We start from the raw sequence: 21,076 nt of genomic DNA, 5'->3' as shown, positions 1-21,076 counted from the left end.
GGGCGCTTTGGCAACTAACCTGTGGGGTTATTGACTTTGCCATCGCGCGACCGTGCGATGAACAGATCGTGAGGAGTGCACGTTGCTGGGAATGGTGCTGGCCGCCGGGGCCGGAAGACGCCTGCGGCCCTACACCGACACGCTGCCCAAAGCGCTCGTGCCGGTCGACGGGGACACCACGATCCTCGACATCGCGTTGCGCAACCTGGCGGCGGTGGAGCTGCGGGATGTCGTGGTGATCGTGGGGTATCGGGCGGAGGCCGTACACGAGCGGAAGGCCGCGCTCGAGGAGCGGCACGGGGTGCGGCTGACGCTGGTGCACAACGACAAGGCGGAGGAGTGGAACAACGCCTACTCGCTGTGGTGCGCGCGGGAGCACTTCGCCAAGGGCGCGCTGCTGGTCAACGGGGACACCGTGCATCCGGTCTCGGTCGAGCGCACCCTGCTGGACGCGCCGCATACCAGCGACATCCTGCTCGCCGTGGACGACGTGAAGGCGCTGGCCGACGAGGAGATGAAGGTCACCCTCAACGACGGCGCCCTCAAGCGCATCACCAAGCTGATGGACCCGGCCGACGCATACGGCGAGTACATCGGCGCCACGCTGATCAGGCCCGCCGCCGCAGCCAAGCTCGCCGACGCGCTGCAGGCGACCTTCGAGCGCGACCCCCAGCTGTACTACGAGGACGGCTACCAGGAGCTGGTCACGCGCGGCGAGAGCATCCACGTGGCCCCCATCGGCAAGGTCGACTGGGTCGAAGTCGACAACCACGACGACCTGGCTAAAGCCCGCACGATCGCCGGCACTTATTAACCAGAAACCCGTCCCATAGACAGCCGCATAGCCGCCGATCAGACGTCTCACCGCTGCGGCTATCCAGATCACGACTTTCTAATTAATACATTTAGGGAGGTCAAGTGCCGATTCTGGCAAGAATGCTCCCCACGCCACTCCACATGGAGGTGCGCCGGGGCGCGATCGCGCAGCTCGGCCCGCTCCTGGCCGACAGCAGGGTGGCGACGTCCGGGCGGGTGGTGGTCGCGGTCGGCGCCGGCCAAGGGGACAGGATCGCCAAGATGATCGCGCCCTCGCTCGGCGAGGCGCGGGTGCTGCGGGTGCCGGACGGCTCGGTCGACGCGGCCATCTCGCTCGGCGCGGACCTGCGCAAGGGCGGCTACGAGGCGGTCGTCGGCATCGGCGGCGGCAAGACCATCGACTGCACCAAGTACGCGGCGTCCCTGGCCGGGATCCCGATGGTGGCGGTGGCCACCAACCTGTCCCACGACGGGATCTGCTCCCCGGTGGCGTCCCTGACGCACGACGGCGGCAAGGGCTCGTTCGGGGTGCCGATGCCGCTGGCCATCATGGTGGACCTGGACTTCGTGCACGACGCGCCCCCCGCGCTGGTGCGCTCCGGCGTCGGCGACGTGATCAGCAACCTGTCCGCGATCGAGGACTGGCAGCTCGGCAACAGCGAGCGCGGCGAGCCCATCGACGGGATGGCGGTGTCGATGGCCAGGACCGCGGCCGAGGCCGTGCTGGGCCAGCAGGTGTCCATCGAGTCCGACCATTTCCTGACGATGCTGGCCGAAGCTTTGATCCTGTCTGGCATGTCGATGGTCATCGCCGGGTCAAGCCGTCCGACGAGTGGCGGAGACCATGAGATCCTGCATGCCGTGGATCAGCTTTTCCCCGGCACGTCCAACCACGGCGAGCTGGCCGGGCTCGGCGCCGCGTTCTGCTACTTCCTCAGGGAAGACGACGCGCGCCTGACCCAGGTCATCGACTGCCTGCGGCAGCACCGGCTGCCCATCACCCACGCGGACATCGGCCTGACCGCGGCGCAGTTCACCGAGGCCGTCATGCTGGCCCCCGCCACCCGGCCGGGCCGCTACACCATCCTGGAACACCTTCGCCTCTCCGAGGCCGAGATTCGCGATCGGGTTGAGGGCTATGTCGACGCCGTCCGTAGCTGAACTGCGCGCGAAGGCGCAGCCCGAGATGACCATGGAGCGGCGCAACGGCGAGCACTGGGCCGGGCTGCTCTACATGCGCAAGCTGTCCATCTACGTGACGTGGGCGCTGGCCAAGACGCGGATTTCGCCCAACCAGGTGACCGGGCTCATGATCCTTTCCGGCCTGCTGGCCGGGGCCGTGCTGGCCCTGCCGGGCCTGGCCGCGGCGATCGGGGCGGCGCTGCTGATCCAGCTGTATCTGCTGCTGGACTGCTCCGACGGCGAGCTGGCCCGCTGGACCGGGCGCACCTCCATCACCGGGGTCTACCTGGACCGGGTCGGGCACTACTTCGCCGAGGCGGCGCTGCTGATCGGGCTCGGTTTCCGGGCCTCGGAGACGTTGCCGGACTGGTATACCGTGCTCGGCTTCGCGGCGGCGCTCGGGGCGATCCTGATCAAGTCGGAGACCGACCTGGTGGACGTGGCCAGGGCCAGGTCCGGGCTGGTCGCGGCGACCGAGGCCTCGGCCGCGCAGTTCCAGTCCGCGAAGATCAGGATGGCCCGGCGGGCGGCGGCGGCGCTGCGCTTCCACCGGGTGATCCAGGCGGTGGAGCTGTCACTCATCGTGGTGGTCGCGGCCGTGCTGGATCTGTGGTTTCCGGCCACCCGAATCCTTACGGTGGCCTGCGCGATCATCGCGGGTGTCCAGCTGGTCCTGCACCTGGTCAGCATCCTGGCGTCCCGGCGGCTGGCTTGAAACCAGCTCTACCGGACACTTGCCGTTTGGTGGGTGTTCGCCGACGGTTCCGATACCCTTATTCCGCAGCTATAGGCATAGATCCGGATTTGACCGCCCATACAGACTCGGTGATCATGAAATCGTGTGCTAACCGCCCGGTGATGGGGCGATGACGCGATGAAGATTTCGTGTGTCATCCTCACCATGGGCAACCGGGTCGCCGAGCTGAACCGGGCGGTCGAGTCCGCGCTCACGCAGGTCGACGGCGATGTCGAAGTGGTGATCATCGGCAATGGCGCGGACGTGCCCGAGCTGGCCGCCACCCCGCCGCCGGGTTCCGCGGCCACCGTCAAGACGGTCCGGCTGAGCCACAACGCGGGCATCCCCGAAGGCCGCAACCGGGGCGTGCAGGAGTGCTCCGGCGACGTCGTGCTCTTCCTCGACGACGACGGGTGGTATGCCAGCGACAAGGTCGCCTCCCACGTCCGGGACCGGTTCGCGGCCGAACCCGACCTGGCGGTGATCTCCTTCCGGGTGATGGACCCCGACGGCAAGGTGGTGCAGCGGCGGCACGTGCCCCGGCTGCGCGCCGGCGACCCCGAACGCTCCTCGCCGGTGACCACGTTCCTGGGCGGCGCGTGCGCGATCAGGCGCTCCGCCTACCTGCAGGTCGGCGGCCTGCCGGAGAAGTTCTTCTACGCGCACGAGGAGACCGACCTGGCCTGGCGGCTGCTCGGCGAGGGCTACCGGATCGAGTACGACGCCGAACCCGTCATGTATCACCCGCTGGTGCTGCCCAGCAGGCACGCCGACTTCTACCGGCTCAACGCCAGGAACCGGGTCTGGCTGGCCCGCCGCAACCTGCCATGGCCGCTGGCCGTGCTCTACCTGCTCGACTGGGTGGTGCTCACGCTCGCTCGCGAGCGGTCGTCGATGGCGCTCAAGGCATGGTTCCGCGGCTTCGCCGAGGGCCTGCGCGAACCCGCGGGCGAGCGCCGCCCGATGACCTGGAAGACGGCCTGGCACATGTTCCGCCTCGGCCGTCCCCCGATCGTCTAGACCGTTCGTCTAGACAGCGGGCCCGAAGCTCATCCGCAGGTGGGCGATGGTCGCGGTCAGCAGCGCGTGCTTGGGCAGGCCGAGCTCGCTCAGCTCCTTGGCGATCGGATGGTTGCCCAGCCGGATCAGCGCCCCGCCGGGCCGCGCCCGCACCCCGCTCGGTCTCATCGTCCAGGTCGTGCGCCGGGTCACCCCGTCCAGCTGGGTGTAGGCGTGCAGTGGCACCACCTGCCGCGGCGGCACCGGCAGCCCCGGCCGGATCAGGATGTCCAGCACGAGCCGCCCGTCCCGCCGCACCACACACCGCTTGTACGGCGAGGACAGCCGCAGATCGATGTCGGCCAGCTCCTTCGGGAAACCCCAGATCTCCCGCCCGGCCGCCATCGTGAACACCTGGTCGACCGGCAGCCAGTGCACGAACACCCCGGACCCCGCGGTGCGCAGATCGGTCAGCCCGGCCCGGAGTGAGCGCCGCGGCGGCGGCCCGGCGTCCGGCGGGCGCACCAGGAAGGCCACCCCGAACTCGTGGTAGGAGTCCAGGTCCGAGTCCCGGTAGTCGGCGAACATCAGCGTGCACAGCGCCTTGCCGGGCAGCACCTCGGTCACGTCTAGACCCGAATACGCGATCACCGCACGGGCGGCGTCGGCCCGGACGAGATACATCGCGGCGCATGCCGTCGCGTCCCGGATCTCGACCGGGAGGTCGATCCGGCGGCCCTGGATCTGATGGCTTGCCATATCGTCCAGTAGACCAATCGTTGGCGTGAGCCGTACAGCCCCCTCAGGCCGGAACGGCGCGGCGGGCGCTGTGGGTGGCGACCGTGCTGGGCACGTTCGCCCAGGCCTCCAGGTGCGCCACGAACTCGGCCGCGCGGTCCGGCCAGTGGTAGTGGGCCCGCGCGTCGGCGTGGCCCGCGACGCTGAGCGCCGCGCGCCGCGCCGGATCCGCCTTCAAGTCGAGTACGGCCTGCGCCACCGACTCAGGGTCCGCGAACGGCACGAGGACGCCGTTGCCGTTGATCGTCTCGACCGCCCGGGGCAGCGGCGTGGAGATCACCGGGACGCCACGCGCCAGGTATTCGACGATCTTCGTCGGAAGCGAGTCCCGATGGGCGGGCACGTCGTGCAGCAGCGACAGGCCCGCGAGCGCGCCTTCGGTCATCCGGAGCGCGTGCTTGTTGGGCACATACCCGAACCAGTCGAGCAGCCCGGAACGCTGGGCGTCGCGCAGCAGCGGGCGGATGTGCGGGTCGGCCGGGCCGATCAGGTCCAGGCGGATGCCGTACGGACTCAGGAGCCGGGCCACCTCGATCAGGTCGGCCGCGCCCCGGGTCTCCGACAGCCTGCCGAGGGCGACGATCCGGTTGTCGCCCGGCGGTTTGGCCACCTCGTGCGGCACGTACGTGTGGTTGGGCACCACCGGGTGCTCGCGCCCGAACCGGGGGGACTTCTCGGCCAGGATCAGGTGCAGCCGCCGCTCCGCGCGGGACTCCAGCCGCCGGATCAGGCGGGGCATGGTCCGGCCGTCCATCCGGGCGGCCATGTCCTCGTGCACGTCCCACACCGTCGGCGGGCGGTGGCGGGGCAGGGCCAGCAGCAGGTCGAGGTCGTGCACCAGCAGCAGGTCGGCGTCCCGGGCGCCGCGGCGCAGAGCCGTACGGGCGGATCTGAGGGCGCGGGCGCGGTGCAGGCCGACGGCGCGGGGCACGTCGATCGCCCGCAGTTCGGGCGCCGGGGTGACGTTGCAGTGGGTGAACGGCGCGACGTAGGTCACCTCGTGCCCGGCGTCGAGCAGCGCGCGGATCTGCCGGTGCATGATCCTCGCGTCCTCGGGATGGCGGGTGACCGTGGCGACGCATACCTTCATAGAGCGAGGCTGACCCTCGGTTCCGACGTATCCGGATGCGTCACGTTAATCCGGGCCGAACTACCGCTGAACTTCCGGCTTCTGATCGTCAGGAACGGCCACCTGCGGGGTCGGTTTGCGATAGAGCCAGGTGAAGCGCGGTTCGAGCAGCCACTTGAAGAGCGTCCTGGTGATCGGCAGGCACAGGATGATGGCGACCACGAACGCGCCCGCGATGATCGCCAGCGTGCCGATCGGGCCTTCCAGCCAGGGCAGTTTGAGCCAGCCCAGGTCCTTGGCGATCAGGACCGGGATGCCGTGCAGCAGGTAGCAGTAGAGCGTGCGGACGCCCAGGTCGGAGAACCAGGTCTCCTTGCGCGGGATCAGCGCCAGCACGGCGGCGCACAGCACCAGCACGCCGGCCAGGAAGGCCAGGCGGAAGCCCATGCCGTACCACCAGGTCATGTTGAGGTCCTGGTAGCTGAAGCGGAAGTAGAAGACGCTGAGTTTGAGGCGGGACGCGTAGACCGCCAGGAAGCCCACCCAGACGGCGAGCACGATGGCGCTGAGGACCTTGACCCAGGTGCGCTTGAGGAAGTCGAAGTGCTCGGGCTTGAGGACCATGCCGAGCACGAAGAACGGCATCAGCCCGAAGAACCGGTCCATGCTGAAGTCCTGCTCCAGCTGGGAGAAGCCGGAGAACAGGTAGACCCCGATGGCCACTATCAGCGGGTAGCGCATGCGCTTCCACACCGGCGTGGTGAGCCGCCACAGCAGCAGCGCCACCAGATACCAGTTCAGCCAGGCCGGGTCGGTGATGGTGAGGCTCCATTTCTGACCCAGTGCGTAGCGGAGGACGGCGTAGCCGACCTCGACGATCACGTACGGGATCAGGATGGTGTCGACCAGCTTGTTGACCTTGCCGCGGGAGTCCCAGAAGCTCCGGGACAGATAACCACTGATCATCACGAACAGCGGCATGTGGAAGGAGAAGAAGAAGATGTACGCGGCCCGGTTGGCGTCGTCCCCCACCGTGTCGCGCAGCGAGTGCGAAGCCACCACCGTCGCGATGAGCAGGAACTTCACATTGTCCAGGTACGGCTCCCGCTGCTTCTTCGGCGGGGCGGGCGGCTCCGGCTCCTCCTCCCAATCCGCTCGTGGCTGCGACCACGGCGTGCCCCGGGTGGGGATCTGGTGCTGGGTGCCCTGGGCCCAGGCGGGCAGCGGGATCGGCTCGTTGGGGTTGCGCGCGTAGTCGGTGGCCGGGTCGAAGGAGCCGGGGGGTAACGGGGCGCCGGGCTGGTCGTAGGGGTTGCGGCGGCGCCATGGGCTCCACTCGTCGGGCGCGCTGACCGGGCCGCCGGGGTGCTCCGGCCACTGCGGGCCGGGGTGTTGGGGGCCGGGGTGCTGTGGGCCGGAGTGTTGGGGGCCGGAGTGTTGCGGGCCGGGGTGTTGGGGGCCAGGGTGTTGCGGTGGGGCTGCCGGGTGGCCCTGGGCGCGGGCGGGGGGATAGTTCAGGTCGGGCGCGAAGGGGTCGGCCTGCGGGGCGCGCGGTGTGGGGGCGGGGGCGGGGAAACCCGGTGTGGGGGCTTGCGAGATGCCTTGGCTTCCTTGGGCGCTCTGGGCGCCGTGGAAGCCGTGATTTCCCGGGGCGCCGTGGATGCCGTGGGTTCCCTGCGTGCCCTGCGCGCCGTGAATGTCGTAGGTTCCCGGCTGGATGCCCTGTGTTCCTTGGACGCCCTGCGTGCCGTGGGTTCCCTGCGCGCCGTGGGTTCCCTGGGTGCTCTGCGGGCCAAGGGGGTCGTAGCCGTAGGGGTCGTTCTGCTGGGGCTGCCGGGGGGCTGTTCCGCCTTCCCCGCCGCCGAAGTAGTCGAATGACTGGGGCGCGCTGCCCGGCTGCTGCTGGTGAGCTCCCCGGTTGCGCGGCCGGCGAACCGGGAGCGGGTCGCCGGGGCCCTGCATGGGCGGCGGCACCTGCCGTTCGGGTTCGCCTAAGCCCGGGGGAGCGGACATGTCGTCGGTGATCCTGGTGATCACGCCGGTCGGTTCGTCCTCGACGATCCGTCCCATCACGCCCGTTGGCGCGTCTTCGACGTCAGGATCGACGTCAGGTCGCGAAGCCGGAACCGAGGGACGGTGTCGGAGCTCACTCACGGGGAAACGCTCAGCTATCTGTCGGAGACTGGGGGGCCGGCCGTGAGCCCGAGCAATCCGAGTCACGCCCTAGTCGGACATTAGCGAAGGCGCCCCAGGAGGTCAGGCGAACCTGGGAAGCGGGACGCGTCCACAAGAGCTCATACTTTACCGCGCCCCGCTGTCGAATGTCCCCTGAGGTAGGGAACGTGATCAATGCGACATCGGGCCGGAGAGGGATTTCGGTCCCCTCCGGCCCTGATATCAGGTCTGGCAAATGTCGGTCTCGGCGTCGACCGTGGACGCGTCCTCGGTCGCCGAGAGCGGGATCTTGACGCCCTTGAAGTCCTTGCCGATCACCAGCTGGATGATCGGGCCGATGGCCTTCGTGTCCGCCCCCGGCGGCGGCGTGGCCGCCGTGTACGCGTTGACGGCCGACCCCTTGATGGGCTTGGTGTCCGGCTTCATCTCGTGCATCATCACGCCGGCGAGGAGCTTCGAGCCTTCCCAGCCCGCGCCCTTGTAGCTGATCGTCGTGGTCGGCCGGTCGAGGCCGTCCGCGCCGACGCCGTTGCCCAGGGTGGTGACCTTGAACCCCTGCGCGCTCAGCTGGTCGGCGACCTCCTTGGCCTTGCCGGCGGTGTTGGTGCCGTTGATGACCTGCACCCGTACCTGGGCCGCCTCGGTGGGCTTGGGAGTGTTGTCCACCGGCGCGGACGGGTTCGCGGACGCGGCGGGCTTGTCCGGCACGACCTCGGTGTCGGTGATGATCGAGGAGAACAGGTTCTTCGCGCCCGGCTCCTTGAACTGCACCCGGTTGGAGTCCCCTGGGTACGCCTCCCACGGCACCGTGGTCGCCTTGAAGCCCTTGGCGGTCAGCTTGCCGGCGCTTCTCGCGATCTCGATCAGCCGTTCGGTGTTGAGCCGGTCGTCCATCTGGACCGACTTGCTCGCCGCGTCGATGAAGGCGTTCAACCGGCCCAGGTCGGTCAGGATGGCGCTGCTGGTGGCCTTCTTCACCACCTGCGAGATGAAGATCTGCTGGCGCTTGATCCGGCCGATGTCGCTGCCGTCGCCGAGCTGGTAGCGGGCCCGTACATAGGCCAGGGCGGTCTCGCCCTTCACGGTCTGCTCGCCCGCCTTGAGGTTCAGCTTGGCCTTCGGGTCGACCACGGCCTGCGGCACGCAGATGTCGATGCCGCCCAGGGCGTCCACGATGTTCTTGAAGCCGGTGAAGTCGACCTTGATGTAATGGTCTATCGGGATGTCGGTCAGCGCCTCGATGGTGCGCCGGGTGCAGATCATCCCGCCGTTGTTGAACGCCTCGTTGATCTGGGCGAGGTGGCTGGGCTTGATCACACCGGTCTTGGCGTCCTTGCACTCCGGGATCTGCACCATCGAGTCACGCGGGAAGCTGATCAGGCGGGCCCCGTCCCGGTTGGGCGTGATGTGCAGGAGCATGATCGTGTCGGTGCGCTCGGTGGTGTCCTCGCGGGAGGCCTTCTGGCCGTACTTCGCGTTGTCCCCGGCCCGGGTGTCGGAGCCGACCAGGAGCACGTTGATCGCGCCGGTCTGGTTCTCCGGGCGGTTCTTGTCCAGCTCGTCGGTGGACTTGCCGTAGTCGATGTTGGAGCGGGTGCGGGCGAAGAGCGTGTAGGCGGTGAGGGTCCCCAGCACCATCAGCGAGGTGAGGACCACGCTGGTCCAGCCGAGCGCGCCCAGTCCTCCTCCGCCGCCGCCGCCCTTGGCCTTCTTGGCGGGGGGTTTCGGGGGCGGGCCCGGCGGGCTCCCGATCGAGGAGCCCACGGCCGGGGTCGCTGCCACAGCCGCTGCCGCGGTCGCCGCCGCGGTGGCGGGAAGCGGATCGTAGCCGTCGTCGGCCTTCTTGCGCCTGCCCCAGCGCAGCCGTCGCGGTTCCTCGTCGTCATCGTCGTCGAAACGGTCGCCGACGCCCCAGCGATGCTGCTCGAAGTCCGGATCGGGGCCCTGCTCCGCGGCTCGCCGCCGCCCGCGCGGGCTCGGCTCGTCGTAGGGCTGCTGCTCGTAGTCCTGGTAGTGCTCCTGCCCGTACGGCGGCTGCTGCGGGTACCCGGCGGGCGGGTATCCCTGCTGCTGCGGATACGGCTCCTGCTGGTACGGGCCGGGCGGGTACGGCGGTTGCTGCGCCTGGTAACCGGGCGGCTGCTCGTACTGCTGGGGGTTGTACTGCTGCTGCTGGTTGTACTGCTGGTTGTACTGCTGCTGGTCGTACTGCGGTTCGTGCTGCTGGTCGTACTGCGGTTCCCGTTGCGGGCGTCGGCGGCGGGAGCCGTGGCCGTAGGTGGTCGGCTCGCTGTGGGTGCCGTAGACGGGCTGGTCGCCGGTGCCGTAGGCGTGCGGGCCTGTCTCTGACTGCCCCCAGACCGGCTGGTCTGGATCGTGCGAGGGGCGGTGCCGGTGGTCGCTCATACCGTCTCCTCGCGTGACGTCGCTTCGAGGGCACGGGCGAAGCGGAGGCTCGGTTTGCTGGTTCGCTCGCTCATTGCGCTCTTGAGGTTAGGTCACCGAACCGGGTCACGGCGCGGCGATCTCGGGTTTTCGCGGGGGTCCCACCCGAAGGTTCGCCCGGGTGATCTAGCCGCACAGCATACTCAAACAGGGATATTTCACGGTATGCGACTGGGGTCTGCTTTACCTGGAGTTCACGAAATTCGCAGGTGAGCTGGGATGGTTGGGCTTATGTCCGGATCTTGTGACGTGGGGTCAGGGAGAGGGCGGCGGCCATGCAGGCGAGTGGGACGGCGGGTAGGACATATCGGTAGTCGAAGACCGCCGTCGCCACGGGGACGACGAGGAGGGCCCAGGCGAGGGTCCAGGGGAGTCCCCAGCGGCTGTCGGTGGGTTGGCGCCGGAGCCGGGTGGCCGCGGCGATCGGCGGGATCAGCAGGATGATCAGCACGAGGGTACCCGGTAGGGCGGCGACGTCCTGGTATGCGCGGATCCAGGGGGCGTAGGGGTCGATGACCTGGGTGGCGATGGGGCCTCGCTCGTACTCCTCGGCGAGGTCCGCGCCGACGGTGGCGACGTAGCGCTGCGGAGGAGGTGGGGTGCGGGCCGGGAACTCGTAGTGGGCGTAGACCTCAGGGTCCGGATATATCGGGCGGCCGAGGACGAAGGTTCTGCTTAGCTCGGCCACGAGTGAGGAGGCGTACTCGGCGGGCTGGCTCTTGATCGCCAGCAGGGCGAACCGCTGGGCGAGGGCGTCGGTCTCCTGGGAGAAGGTGATCCCCGGCAGTTTGACCAGGGGTGACTCCGGGTCCCAGGCGTAGAACTGGGGTGGCGGCCGTTCGCCCGGCGGCCTCGGGTCACAGAGCACCGCGACGTCCGGTGGTGGGCGCATCACCGCGCAATCCGCGAATGTCATCGTCCGGACGTACAGGAACACGCCGTTGGAGCCCACCAGGCCGGTGCGGTGGTAGGTGGCGTAGAACCAGCCCGCGTACGCCGCGATCGGCAGGAGAGCGCCTGCGAGCATGATCGCGACCGATTTGAGCCCGCCATACCGGAAAAGGAAGAAACCGAACACGGCGATCAGCGGGAGACCGATCGTGCGGGTGAGGGTTGCGGCGGCCAGAACCACCCCGATGATCAGCGCCCGCCGCCAGCCGAGCGGGCCAATCCCCAGCCAGACCGCCAGCGCGATCAGGAACATGAAGAGCGTGTCCGATACGAGCAGATGTTCCAACTCGATCTGGTACGCATCCAGCAACACCGGCGCGGCGGCCAGCACCCCCACCCACGGCTTCCACCGCCGCACCACGACATAAACCAGCACAGCGGTAGCCACACCAAGCACATGCTGGACGAACGCCACCACCGCAAAACTGTGAAACGGCTCGAACAGCCGCAAGAACATCGAATACCCCGCCGGCCTCACCAAATCCGGCCGCGGCCGCATCGCCGTCACGACATAGCTATACGAATCCGGAAACCACAACGCAGGCCGATACCCCAGCATCACCCCCAGCCGCAGCACCACCCCAACCCCAGCAACCGCGACAAACCCCCGATGCCGCCGAACCCACGGCAAAACCGCCCGGCCACGAGCGAACTCGACCCCGGCGACGGGTTCAGCCTGCGTTGCCACGCTCACGCCCCTCGATGGACTGCCCGATCACGCTACCGGTCGGCGCTTGCCGGACGGACGTCGGCGAACGGCGGACGACACCGCCCGCCCTCGTCATCTGGCGCACCCCCGCGAGCGTTGAGAGGGCACACCCATCCCCGCCATCCGGCGCACTCTGGTGGGCGTCGGCGATGTTGAGAAGGCACCACACGACCTCATCATTTGGAGCGCCCCTGCTGGACGTCTGCGGATGTCGGAGGGGGCCGCTACGCTCGCGTTATTCGTAGGTTCGGGGTTGATCGTTCGTGGTGGCCGTCGGCGGGCAGGGTGCTTGCCGTTGGGTCGGTTGTGCCTGTGCTCGGGGTGGCGGGGTGGTTGCTGGCGGGGTTGCCGCTGGTGTTGGCGGGGTGGTTCTCGCCGGGGGCGATGGCGGTTGGGGGGGTCGCGCTCGCGGCGTTGGTTGTCTGGTACGGGGTGCGGGGGTTGCCGGAGACGGTGGCGGCCACGGGGGCCCAGGTGGGGGCGGTCTTCGCTGTTGCGGTGGGGTCGGGGGTCTTTAACGCGGTCTTTCACAGTGAGCAGCTGATTGTCCGGCGGGATCCGGCGAGTTATGCGCAGTATGCGATCTGGCTGGCGGGGCATGGGCGGGTGCCGATTCCGGAGGATGTCGCCGCGTTCGGGGGGCCTGATCCGGCGTTGCGGTTCGACAGCATGGGGTTCTTCGCGCAGGACGGGGTGGTGGTGCCGCAGTTCATGCCGGGTGCGCCGATCCTGCACGCCGTGGGGGAGTGGCTCGGCGGGCTGTTTCTGGCGCCGCCTGTGCTGGGGGCGTTCGCGGTGCTGGTGTTCGCGGGGGTGGTCGCCCGGCTGGTGGGGGCGCGGTGGGCGCCGCTCGCGGCGTTGACCTTCGCGGTGTGCCTGCCGATCCTGTACACCTCGCGGACGACGTTCAGTGAGATTCCGTCGCTGATCCTGCTGTTCGGCGGGATCGCGTTGATGCTGGACGCCCGGTTTCGGGTGCGGAGCGGGCTCACGGGGGTGGGGTATCTTCCGGCCAGCCGTGCGGATCAGCCGGTCGGGGCGATGCGCAGCGCGTTGCTGGCGGGGTTGGCCTTCGGTCTGGCGCTGCTGGTCCGGATCGACGGGCTTCGTGACGTGCTGCCGGTGCTTGGCTACGGGGGATTGCTCATCGCGCTCGATCGAGTCTCCCGGGCCTCAGATAAACGGATATTTCCGGATGGGCGGCTTGGCGTTCCGCTGCTGGTCGGGCTCGGGATCGGCAGCGGTTGCGGGTTCGTCGCGGGATACGTGCTTGCTCGTCCGTATCTGGAATATCTGTCCGACTCGCTGGTGCCGTTGCTGGCGATCTGCGCGGTCGTCGTCGTGCTGACCGTGGCCGGGGCCGCCGTCGCGCCACGGATCCGATGGCGGCCGATCAAGCGCGTGCCCGAGATCGCGGCCGCGCTGGTCGGGCTGGTCGTGTTCGCGCTCGCGATCCGGCCCTGGGTGCAGACCGTGCGGCGCGATCCCACCACTCCCGAGGATGAGCTCACCGCCAGGTTCATCGAGGCCACCCAAGCCGCCAACGGCCTGCCCATCGACCGCACCCGGCTGTATTACGAGGAATCCCTTTATTGGGTGATCTGGTATGTCGGGGTGCCCGTGGTCGTGCTGGCGACGCTGGCGTTTGCCGTACATGTCCGGCGGCTGGCCCGAGGAGGCGGCTTCGTCTGGCTGCTGCCGCTGGCGATCATCGGCTGGACGGCGGTGACCACGCTCTTCCGCCCCGGGATCACCCCCGACCACCCGTTCGCGTCCCGCCGTCTGGTGCCGATCGTGCTCCCCGGCCTGATCCTGCTCGCCGTCTGGGGCCTGCGCTGGCTCCGCGACCGCGCCCGCCGCTCCGGCTACGGGCACGACTCTCGCTTCTCCCGCCTCCTTCTCGCTGCCGGAATGACCCTGATCCTGGCTCCCGCTGCCATCACCTCATTCGGCACCGCCTTCACCCCCATCGAACGCGGCGAATCCACCGCCGTCGCGGGCCTCTGCCAGGCGATCCCCGCCAATTCCGCGGTCCTGATCGTGGAACGCGTCACCGGCGACCGCTTCACCCAAGTGATCCGCGGCCAATGCGGCCACCCGACGGCCCGAGTCAAAACACTGACTGGCATCCCCGCCGAGATCTTTGGTGACATCCCCGACGAAACCGACGTCCACCGCCTGATCGCCGCCATCCGCACAACCGGCCGCACCCCAGTCCTCCTGGCAGCGGAACCCTCCCAACTAACGCCTTACGGCCCACCCGCCCACGTGCTGACCTTGCGCACCCGCCAGGACGAACGCTCCCTAACCAGCCCCCCTAACGGCACCTGGACCCTCAACGCGAACGTCTGGATGTCCATCCCGGTTTGACCGAGATCGGGGTGATCCCGATAGCTCGACCAGTGGCCTAGCCCCGTAGTCCCGGATAACTGATGTGGGATCGTCGGACGCCGGGGCAGAGTACCCTCTTCTCGCGTACCCTCGTCCGACGTGAGCATGTCCCCTGAGAGTGGAAGCGCTGTGGAAGCCACCCCCTACGTGACGATCGTCCTGCCCTGTTACAACGAGCAGGATCATGTCATCGACGAGGTCGAGCGCATCTGCGCGGCCATGGACGCGAGTGGGTACAGCTACGAGCTGCTTGCCGTGGACGACTGCTCGAAGGACGAGACGCTGGCGCGCCTGCACGAGGCGGCGCCCCGGTTCCCGAACATGCGGATCAAGGCGTTCCATCGCAACGGCGGCTCCGGTACGGTCCGGCGGATCGGGTCGCAGGAGGCGCGCGGCGAGATCGTCGTGTGGACCGACGCGGACATGACCTACCCGAACGAGCGCATTCCCGAGCTGGTCCAGATCCTGGAGAAGGATCAGACGGTGGACCAGGTCGTCGGGGCGCGGACCTCGGAGGAAGGGTCGCACAAGCTGCTGCGGGTGCCCGCCAAGTGGGTCATCAGGAAGGTGGCCGAGCGGCTGGCCGGGCAGAAGATCCCCGACCTCAACTCGGGGCTGCGGGCGTTCCGCAAGTCGGTCGCCAAGCCGTACCTGCGGCTGTTGCCGCCGGGGTTCTCGTGCGTGACCACGATCACGCTGGCGTTCCTGTCGAACCAGCACGATGTGTACTATCTGCCGATCGACTACGCGAAGCGGGCCGGGAAGTCGAAGTTCAGCTTCTTCTCCGACGCCTACCGCTACATCCTGCAGGTGCTGCGGATGATCATGTATTTCAATCCGCTCAAGGTGCTCATGCCGCCCGCGCTCTGGCTGGTCGCGATCGGCGGGGTCAAGGGCGTGTACGACGTGGTCCGCTACGGCTTCTACCTGACCAGTAACACGATCGTGATCTTCCTGTCCGGCATGCTCATCGGGTCGGTGGCGCTGCTGGCGGACCTCATCGTGAGGTCCCGGGGCGAATGAGGATCGCGATCGTTGGGCCCACGTATCCGTACAAAGGGGGCGGGGCTCAGCACACCACCGAATTGGCGCGACGTCTGCGCGCGGCCGGGCACGATGTGGTCCTGGAGTCGTGGAAGGCGCAGTATCCGTCGTTCCTTTATCCCGGGCAGCAGACGATCGACGTGCCCGAGGGCGAACCGTTCCCGGACACCAACCGCGTCCTGGACTGGCGCCGCCCGGACGGCTGGATCCGTAAGGGCAGGGTGCTACGTGACGTCGATCTGGTCATCCTCGTGCTGCTCAGCCCGGTGCAGGTGCCGCCCTATCTCGGCATCCTGTACGGCTTGCGCCGCCGCACCCGGGTCATAGCCCTCTGCCACAACGTGCTCCCCCACGAGAGCAAGCCCTACGACCGCCCCTTGGTCCAGGCGTTGCTACGTCGCGTGGACTCGGTGCTCACACACTCCGAGCAGCAGGCGGAGTTGGCGCGCGGATTGACCGGCAAGCCGGTGCGGGTGGCCGTGATGGCGCCGCATCTGCCGGTCGGGTCGGCCGCGAAAGCCGCCGTTACCCAGCCTTTCCGGCGGGTTTTGTTCTTCGGGATCGTCAGACCGTACAAGGGGCTGGATCTGCTGCTCCGGGCGCTGGCCAGGACGCCGGGCGTCGCGCTCACGGTGGCGGGGGAGTTCTGGGGCGGGGAGGACACGACCCGCGCGCTGGTCAGCGAGTTGGGGCTGGAGGATCGGGTCGAGCTGCGGCCGGGATACGTGGCCGAATCGGATGTGCCGGAGTTGTTCGGCCGGGTGGATGCGCTGGTGTTGCCCTACCGGTCGGCCACGGCGTCGCAGAACGTGTGGCTGGGGCATGAGCATGGTGTTCCGGTCATCGCCACCCGGGTAGGGGCGCTTCCCGACAATGTGACCGATGACGTGGACGGGCTGCTGGTCGAGCCAGGGTCGGTGGACGCGTTGGTGGACGCGCTTGGGCGTTTCTACGCGCCGGGCACGCCGGAGCGGCTGCGTGCCGGGGTCAAGGCCGTCGATCCCGAGCCTTACTGGGCGGGGTACCTCTCCGCGCTTCTCGCCAAGTAGAGGTCTGGTCGCCGGTACTGTTGGTCCGCAGTCGATCGGCTTAGGAGTGGGGGCCCGTGGGCAGGGAACGCGCCGCGCAGCTGGAGTACTCCGAGTTCCAGTCGGCGATGCTGGATGAGGCGAAGCGGCGGCGGAAGGCCGCCAAGATCATCGCGGTGCTCGGGCATTTTCTCGGGCGGCCGGGGGATGCGCCGCTGGCCGGGCTGACTGTGGGAGATGTCGGGTGTTCCGCCGGGTTCATCGCCGATGAGCTGGCCGAGGCGGGCGCGCGGCACACGTTCGGGATCGACATCGACGTGCCGGGGCTGCGCAAGGCGTCCGAACGGTTCGGGAAGCGGGTCGCGTTCGTGTGCGCGGACGGGGGCGCGCTGCCGTTCCCGGACGGGTCCGTGGATGTGCTGGTCTTCAACCATATTTATGAGCATGTCGTGGATCCTGATGCGGTGATCCGGGACATGCACCGGGTGCTGGCCGATGACGGCGTGCTCTACCTGGGGCTGGGCAACCGGCTGGGGATCATGGAGCCGCACTACAAGCTGCCGTTCCTGTCGTACCTGCCGCCCGGACCCGCCGATCGGTATGTGCGAGCCTTCGGCCGGGCCGACCATTACTACGAGCGGTTCCGGACCCGGGGCGGGCTGCGGCGCATGTTGCGAGATTTCCACATCTGGGATTACACCTTTCCCGTGCTGGCTTCGCCGGAGCGGTTCGCCGGGGGCGAGTTGTTTCCGGGGACGGTCGGGCGGGTCGCCAAAGCCACGCTGGAGAAGACGCCGCGTCCGGTTCTGGCGGGGCTTCTCCCGATTGTCCCGACGTATCTGTGGGTGGCCACCAAGACGGCGCGGCGACCGCTCGGTCCCGCGCTGCCGCAGCCGCCGGAGCTGGTTCGTCCCCGGTGAGCGTCCAGTGAGAGTCCAGTGAAAGTTCGCAGCCTGGTTCGGGTCGGGTTCCTGCTGGTCGCGCTCGGCTTCGGCATCTGGGCCGTCGCCTCGCAATGGGATCAGGTGGCCGCCGGGCTGGCGCGCCTGTCCTGGGGCGTGCTGGCGGCGTCGTTCGTCGCCGTTCTCGGGGCGCTGTTCGCGGGCATGCTGATGTGGCGCGCGCTCCTGGCCGACCTGGGCTCGCCGCTTCGCATCACCGACGCCGCGAAGATCCTCTTTGTCGGGCAGCTCGGCAAGTACATCCCCGGATCGCTCTGGCCGATGCTGGCGCAGATGGAGATGGGCCGCGACCACGGCGTCCCCCGCGAGCGCAGCGCCGCCGCCTTCTTCCTGACATATCCGATTTATCTGGCGAGCGGGCTCTTCGTGGCCGCCGCCACCCTGCCCGCGTTCGCTGGCGAATCCGTCTCCGAGTACGCCTGGCTGCTCCTCCTGCTCCCCGTTCTGATCGCCGGGCTCCACCCGGCGGTGGTGAACGGCGCCCTCGGCCTCGGCCTGCGACTGCTCCGCAGACCGCCCATGGAACGCCCGCTCAGCCGCCGCGGCGTGCTCACCTCGGCCGGCTGGGCCTTCGCCGGCTGGGCCGCGTACGGCGTGCACCTGGCCCTGATCGGGTACGGCCTGGGCGCGACAGGACCACGCGCCGCGATCCTCAGCCTCGGCGCGTTCGCCCTGGCCTGGAGCCTCGGCTTCCTGTTCGTCATCGCCCCGGCGGGCGCGGGCGTACGGGAGATCGCCATGATCGCCGCGCTCGCTCCCGTGCTCGACCGGGGCTCGGCCATCGCCGCCGCCCTGGTCTCCCGGATGATCATCTCCCTGGGCGATCTGGTGTGCGCCGCCACCGCCGGATGGGCCGCCCGAAATCGCCACCCGATCAGCGCAAACGCCGATAAATCCGTGGAATAGCCACGGAATCCGTATCTGGGCGGTATCTGGCTATGTGATTTCGCTCACGTATCGAGTAACCGGGCCATAGAGTTGAAGCCGGAAGGGCGAAGGGGGATCGGGCAGCGCCCACAAGGCGGTTCCACCCGGCTGTCGCGGGGATCTCCCACCGCAATTGCGACAAACGCGCTCGCGTCCGGTTCGAGGGTCCGGGCGGCTCGCGGTGAGGGGAGCGATCCTTCGTGAAACCCCGTGTGCTCGTCGACGCGGCGGCCGTCCCCGCCGACCGCGGCGCTTTAATCCGATACGTTGACGGACTGCTCGCCGCGCTGCACCAGGCCGGCGCCGATCTCGCCGTGGTGTGCCAGCGAGCCGACGCCGAGCGGTACCGGCGCATGGCGCCCTCCGCGAAGATCCTGCCGGGGCCGCCCGCCATCACCAACCGGGGCGCGCGGCTGGTCTGGGAGCAGACCGGCATGCCGGTGCTCGCGCAGCAGGCCGGGGCACAGGTGATCCACTCTCCGTCGTACTCGATTCCGATCGGGGCCGGGCTGCCGAGCGTGGTGACCGTACATGACGTGACCTGGTTCACCGAACCCGAATGCCAAGGGCTCGCGAAGGCGTCCTATCTCCGCTCCGCGACCCGTACGGCGGTGCGTGGCGCGAGTCGGGTGATCGTGCCGTCGAAGGCGACCAGGGATGAGCTGATCCGGGTGCTGGGGGCGGATCCGACCCGTATCGACGTGGCGTATCACGGGGTCGATCCCGCGCTGTTCCACCGGCCGAGCGAGACCGAGGTGCGGCGGGTGTCGGAGCGGCTGGGCTTGCACGGGTATCCATATGTCGCGTCGCTGGGGACTTTGGCGCCGCGGAAGAACGTGCCGAATCTGGTCAGGGGGTTCGCGCAAGCCGTACAGGATCTGGCGGAGCCGCCCGCGCTGGTGCTGGCCGGGGGGCTGATCGAAGCGTCGGGGGGCGACGCCGAAGTGGACGAGGCGGTGCGTGAACTGCCGGCCGGGGTCCGGGTGGTGCGGACCGGCTACCTGCCGTTCTCCGATCTCGCCGGGTTCTACGGCGGCGCGCTGGTGGCGGCTTTCCCGTCGCGGGTGGAGGGGTTCGGCATGCCGGTGCTGGAGGCGATGGCCTGTGGCGCGGCCGTGCTGACCACGCGGCGGACCTCGCTGCCCGAGGTCGGCGGGGACGCCGTCGCCTACACCGAGCCGGACGCGACCAGCATCGGAGTCGCGCTGCGCGCCCTGCTCGACTCGCCCGAGCGCAGGGCCGCTCTCGGCGAGGCGGGCGCCGCCCGGTCACGGGAGTTCACCTGGGCGGCCTCGGCGGAGGCTCATCTAGTGTCATACCACCGGGCACTGGAGCGTTGAGCTAACCTCACCCGTGTGACGGACAGTTCTTTGCTCGCGCCTCTTGAGGCGATCCTGCTGGTCGGCGGGCAGGGCACCCGGCTGCGGCCTTTGACGCTGTTCACGCCGAAGCCGCTGCTGCCCACGGCGGGCGTGCCGTTCCTCGCCCACCAGCTGGCCCGCGCCTCGGCGTTCGGCGTGCGGCGGATCGTGTTCGCCACCTCGTACAAGGCGTCGATGTTCGCGGACGCGTTCGGTGACGGCTCGGCCTTCGGCCTGGAGATCGAGTACGTCTGCGAGGACACGCCGCTCGGGACCGGGGGAGCCATCCGGAACGCGGCGCGCGCGCTGACCTGCCCGCCGGACGCGCCGGTGCTCGTGCTCAACGGCGACATCCTGTCCGGGCACGACATCACCGCCCAGGTCGACATGCACCTGTCCGGCGACGCCGCCGTCACCCTGCACCTGACCGAGGTGGAGGACGCGGCCGCGTTCGGCTGCGTGCCCATCGACGAGGACGGCCGCGTCCTGGCGTTCCTGGAGAAGACCCCGAATCCGGTCACCAACCGCATCAACGCGGGCTGCTACGTGTTCCGCCGCTCGGTGATCGACTCCATCCCTCCGGACCAGGTCGTCTCGGTGGAACGCGAGACCTTCCCCACCCTCATAGACTCGGGCGACCGCGTCCTCGGCTTCGCCGACTCCACCTACTGGCTCGACGTGGGCACCCCCGCCGCCTACGTGCAGGGCTCCTGCGATCTGGTCCGCGGCATCCTCCCATCGCCCGCCCTTCCCGGCCCGCCCGGCGAATCCCTCCTCCTCCCCGGCGCCACCGTCTCCCCCGAGGCCAAGATCACCGGCGGCACCGTGATCGGCTCCCACGCCACCATCGGCGCCGGCGCCCTGATCCGCGCCAGCGTCATCGCCGACGAGGCCACCATCGCCCCCGGCGTCACCATCATGAACTCCGTCATCGGCCCCGGCGCCACCATCGCCCAGGGCACCATCCTCCGCGACACCGTCATCGGTGCCACCGCCACCATCGGCCCCAACAACGAACTCACCTCCGGCGCCCGAATCTGGCCCGGCGTCGCCCTCCCCGAGGCCTCTATCCGTTTTTCGAGTGATGCGTAGCGCCATGTCTGTTGAGCGGGTCTGGCGGCCGGAAGGGGCGCTTGATCTGCGGTTGACGTTGTCGCCGCATCCGCATGGGGGTGGGGATCCGGCGTGGCGGCGTACGGCGGATGGGGCTACCTGGCGGGCCTGCCGGACTCCGGTGGGGACGGGGACGTTGCGGGTGGCCTGTCGCGGGGGGCAGGTGTATGCGGCTGCCTGGGGGGCGGGGGCGGAGTGGTTGGTGGAGACGCTTCCGGAGTTGTTGGGGGCTTCTGATGATATTTCGGGGTTTGGGGAGTTGGTTCGGGGGGCTGCGGGGTCGGGGGATGGGTCGGTTCGGGCGAGGTCGGCGTTTGTGGGGGAGTTGGCCGCGCGGCATGCGGGGTTGCGGATCGGGCGGTCGGGGCGG

Annotated in this window: 16 protein-coding genes and 1 pseudogene; 12 read left to right on the top strand and 5 right to left on the bottom strand. The window is 69.1% G+C overall.

Features of this window, described 5'->3' with window-relative positions; all coding sequences use genetic code 11:
• Positions 1–82 precede the first annotated feature (82 nt).
• The 4 genes from Aple_RS31415 to Aple_RS31400 all read left to right on the top strand — a co-directional run bounded on the left by Aple_RS31415 (position 83) and on the right by Aple_RS31400 (position 3,754).
• On the top strand, positions 83–814 hold the full coding sequence (locus Aple_RS31415) for a phosphocholine cytidylyltransferase family protein (RefSeq protein ID WP_155348330.1): 732 nt from the start codon (positions 83–85) through the stop codon (positions 812–814).
• A 122-nt stretch (positions 815–936) separates the two neighbouring features.
• Entirely contained in the window at positions 937–1,977 is a 1,041-nt protein-coding gene (locus tag Aple_RS31410) for an iron-containing alcohol dehydrogenase family protein (protein ID WP_155348351.1), read from the top strand.
• Positions 1,955–2,713: a CDP-alcohol phosphatidyltransferase family protein gene (locus Aple_RS31405; protein WP_155348329.1), complete on the top strand. Its 759-nt coding sequence runs from the start codon at positions 1,955–1,957 to the stop codon at positions 2,711–2,713. The genes Aple_RS31410 and Aple_RS31405 overlap by 23 nt, the downstream gene beginning before the upstream one ends.
• 159 nt (positions 2,714–2,872) lie before the next feature.
• Entirely contained in the window at positions 2,873–3,754 is an 882-nt protein-coding gene (locus Aple_RS31400) for a glycosyltransferase family 2 protein (RefSeq protein WP_155348328.1), read from the top strand.
• A gap of 9 nt (positions 3,755–3,763) precedes the next feature.
• Here the strand turns inward: Aple_RS31400 and Aple_RS31395 are convergent, their stop codons facing one another.
• The 5 genes from Aple_RS31395 to Aple_RS31375 form a co-directional block, all read right to left on the bottom strand.
• Positions 3,764–4,492, bottom strand: coding sequence for an acetoacetate decarboxylase family protein (locus tag Aple_RS31395; protein WP_155348327.1), 729 nt, complete (start codon positions 4,490–4,492; stop codon positions 3,764–3,766).
• Positions 4,493–4,535: 43 nt separating this feature from the next.
• Positions 4,536–5,621 (bottom strand): glycosyltransferase family 4 protein, encoded by a 1,086-nt coding sequence (locus Aple_RS31390; RefSeq protein ID WP_155348326.1) that lies wholly within the window; start codon positions 5,619–5,621, stop codon positions 4,536–4,538.
• A gap of 60 nt (positions 5,622–5,681) precedes the next feature.
• Positions 5,682–7,754, bottom strand: coding sequence for an acyltransferase family protein (locus Aple_RS55715; RefSeq protein WP_155348325.1), 2,073 nt, complete (start codon positions 7,752–7,754; stop codon positions 5,682–5,684).
• A 243-nt stretch (positions 7,755–7,997) separates the two neighbouring features.
• A complete protein-coding gene (locus Aple_RS54815; protein ID WP_246264908.1) occupies positions 7,998–10,181 on the bottom strand; it encodes an LCP family protein in 2,184 nt (727 codons plus the stop codon).
• Between the two features lie 268 nt (positions 10,182–10,449).
• Complete coding sequence (locus tag Aple_RS31375) at positions 10,450–11,628, bottom strand: glycosyltransferase family protein (protein WP_246264907.1); 1,179 nt, start codon at positions 11,626–11,628, stop codon at positions 10,450–10,452.
• A 558-nt stretch (positions 11,629–12,186) separates the two neighbouring features.
• On the opposite strand from Aple_RS31375, the gene Aple_RS31370 reads away from it, so the two are divergent.
• The 8 genes and pseudogenes from Aple_RS31370 to Aple_RS53670 form a co-directional block, all read left to right on the top strand.
• Complete coding sequence (locus Aple_RS31370; protein WP_246264906.1) at positions 12,187–14,250, top strand: hypothetical protein; 2,064 nt, start codon at positions 12,187–12,189, stop codon at positions 14,248–14,250.
• A gap of 126 nt (positions 14,251–14,376) precedes the next feature.
• Positions 14,377–15,294, top strand: a complete 918-nt coding sequence (locus Aple_RS31365; RefSeq protein WP_155348348.1) for a glycosyltransferase family 2 protein — start codon at positions 14,377–14,379, stop codon at positions 15,292–15,294.
• Entirely contained in the window at positions 15,291–16,364 is a 1,074-nt protein-coding gene (locus Aple_RS31360) for a glycosyltransferase family 4 protein (protein ID WP_155348323.1), read from the top strand. The genes Aple_RS31365 and Aple_RS31360 overlap by 4 nt, the downstream gene beginning before the upstream one ends.
• 56 nt (positions 16,365–16,420) lie before the next feature.
• A complete protein-coding gene (locus Aple_RS31355; protein ID WP_246264905.1) occupies positions 16,421–17,263 on the top strand; it encodes a class I SAM-dependent methyltransferase in 843 nt (280 codons plus the stop codon).
• Positions 17,264–17,281: 18 nt separating this feature from the next.
• Positions 17,282–18,211, top strand: a complete 930-nt coding sequence (locus Aple_RS31350) for a lysylphosphatidylglycerol synthase domain-containing protein (protein WP_155348322.1) — start codon at positions 17,282–17,284, stop codon at positions 18,209–18,211.
• A 221-nt stretch (positions 18,212–18,432) separates the two neighbouring features.
• On the top strand, positions 18,433–19,572 hold the full coding sequence (locus tag Aple_RS31345; RefSeq protein ID WP_155348321.1) for a glycosyltransferase family 4 protein: 1,140 nt from the start codon (positions 18,433–18,435) through the stop codon (positions 19,570–19,572).
• A 15-nt stretch (positions 19,573–19,587) separates the two neighbouring features.
• Positions 19,588–20,685 carry a mannose-1-phosphate guanylyltransferase gene (manB, locus tag Aple_RS31340; protein WP_246264904.1) on the top strand — a complete coding sequence of 366 codons (1,098 nt, stop codon included), beginning with the start codon at positions 19,588–19,590 and terminating at the stop codon, positions 20,683–20,685.
• A 4-nt stretch (positions 20,686–20,689) separates the two neighbouring features.
• A pseudogene (locus Aple_RS53670) lies at positions 20,690–21,076 on the top strand (DNA-3-methyladenine glycosylase 2 family protein); the annotation flags it as partial.

This window comes from Acrocarpospora pleiomorpha (genome assembly GCF_009687885.1).
Classification (GTDB): domain Bacteria; phylum Actinomycetota; class Actinomycetes; order Streptosporangiales; family Streptosporangiaceae; genus Acrocarpospora; species Acrocarpospora pleiomorpha.
Note: the sequence above shows the minus strand (reverse complement) of the source record. Positions and strands in the feature narration are given on the sequence as shown.

Coding starts and splice junctions, on each gene's coding strand:
- Aple_RS31360 (WP_155348323.1), top strand. CDS start 15,291: ATGAGGATCGCGATCGTTGGGCCCACGTATCCGTACAAAGGGGGCGGG.
- Aple_RS31405 (WP_155348329.1), top strand. CDS start 1,955: ATGTCGACGCCGTCCGTAGCTGAACTGCGCGCGAAGGCGCAGCCCGAG.
- Aple_RS31395 (WP_155348327.1), bottom strand. CDS start 4,492: ATGGCAAGCCATCAGATCCAGGGCCGCCGGATCGACCTCCCGGTCGAG.
- Aple_RS31390 (WP_155348326.1), bottom strand. CDS start 5,621: ATGAAGGTATGCGTCGCCACGGTCACCCGCCATCCCGAGGACGCGAGG.
- Aple_RS31400 (WP_155348328.1), top strand. CDS start 2,873: ATGAAGATTTCGTGTGTCATCCTCACCATGGGCAACCGGGTCGCCGAG.
- Aple_RS31410 (WP_155348351.1), top strand. CDS start 937: ATGCTCCCCACGCCACTCCACATGGAGGTGCGCCGGGGCGCGATCGCG.
- Aple_RS31375 (WP_246264907.1), bottom strand. CDS start 11,628: ATGTTCTTGCGGCTGTTCGAGCCGTTTCACAGTTTTGCGGTGGTGGCG.
- Aple_RS31365 (WP_155348348.1), top strand. CDS start 14,377: ATGTCCCCTGAGAGTGGAAGCGCTGTGGAAGCCACCCCCTACGTGACG.
- Aple_RS54815 (WP_246264908.1), bottom strand. CDS start 10,181: ATGAGCGACCACCGGCACCGCCCCTCGCACGATCCAGACCAGCCGGTC.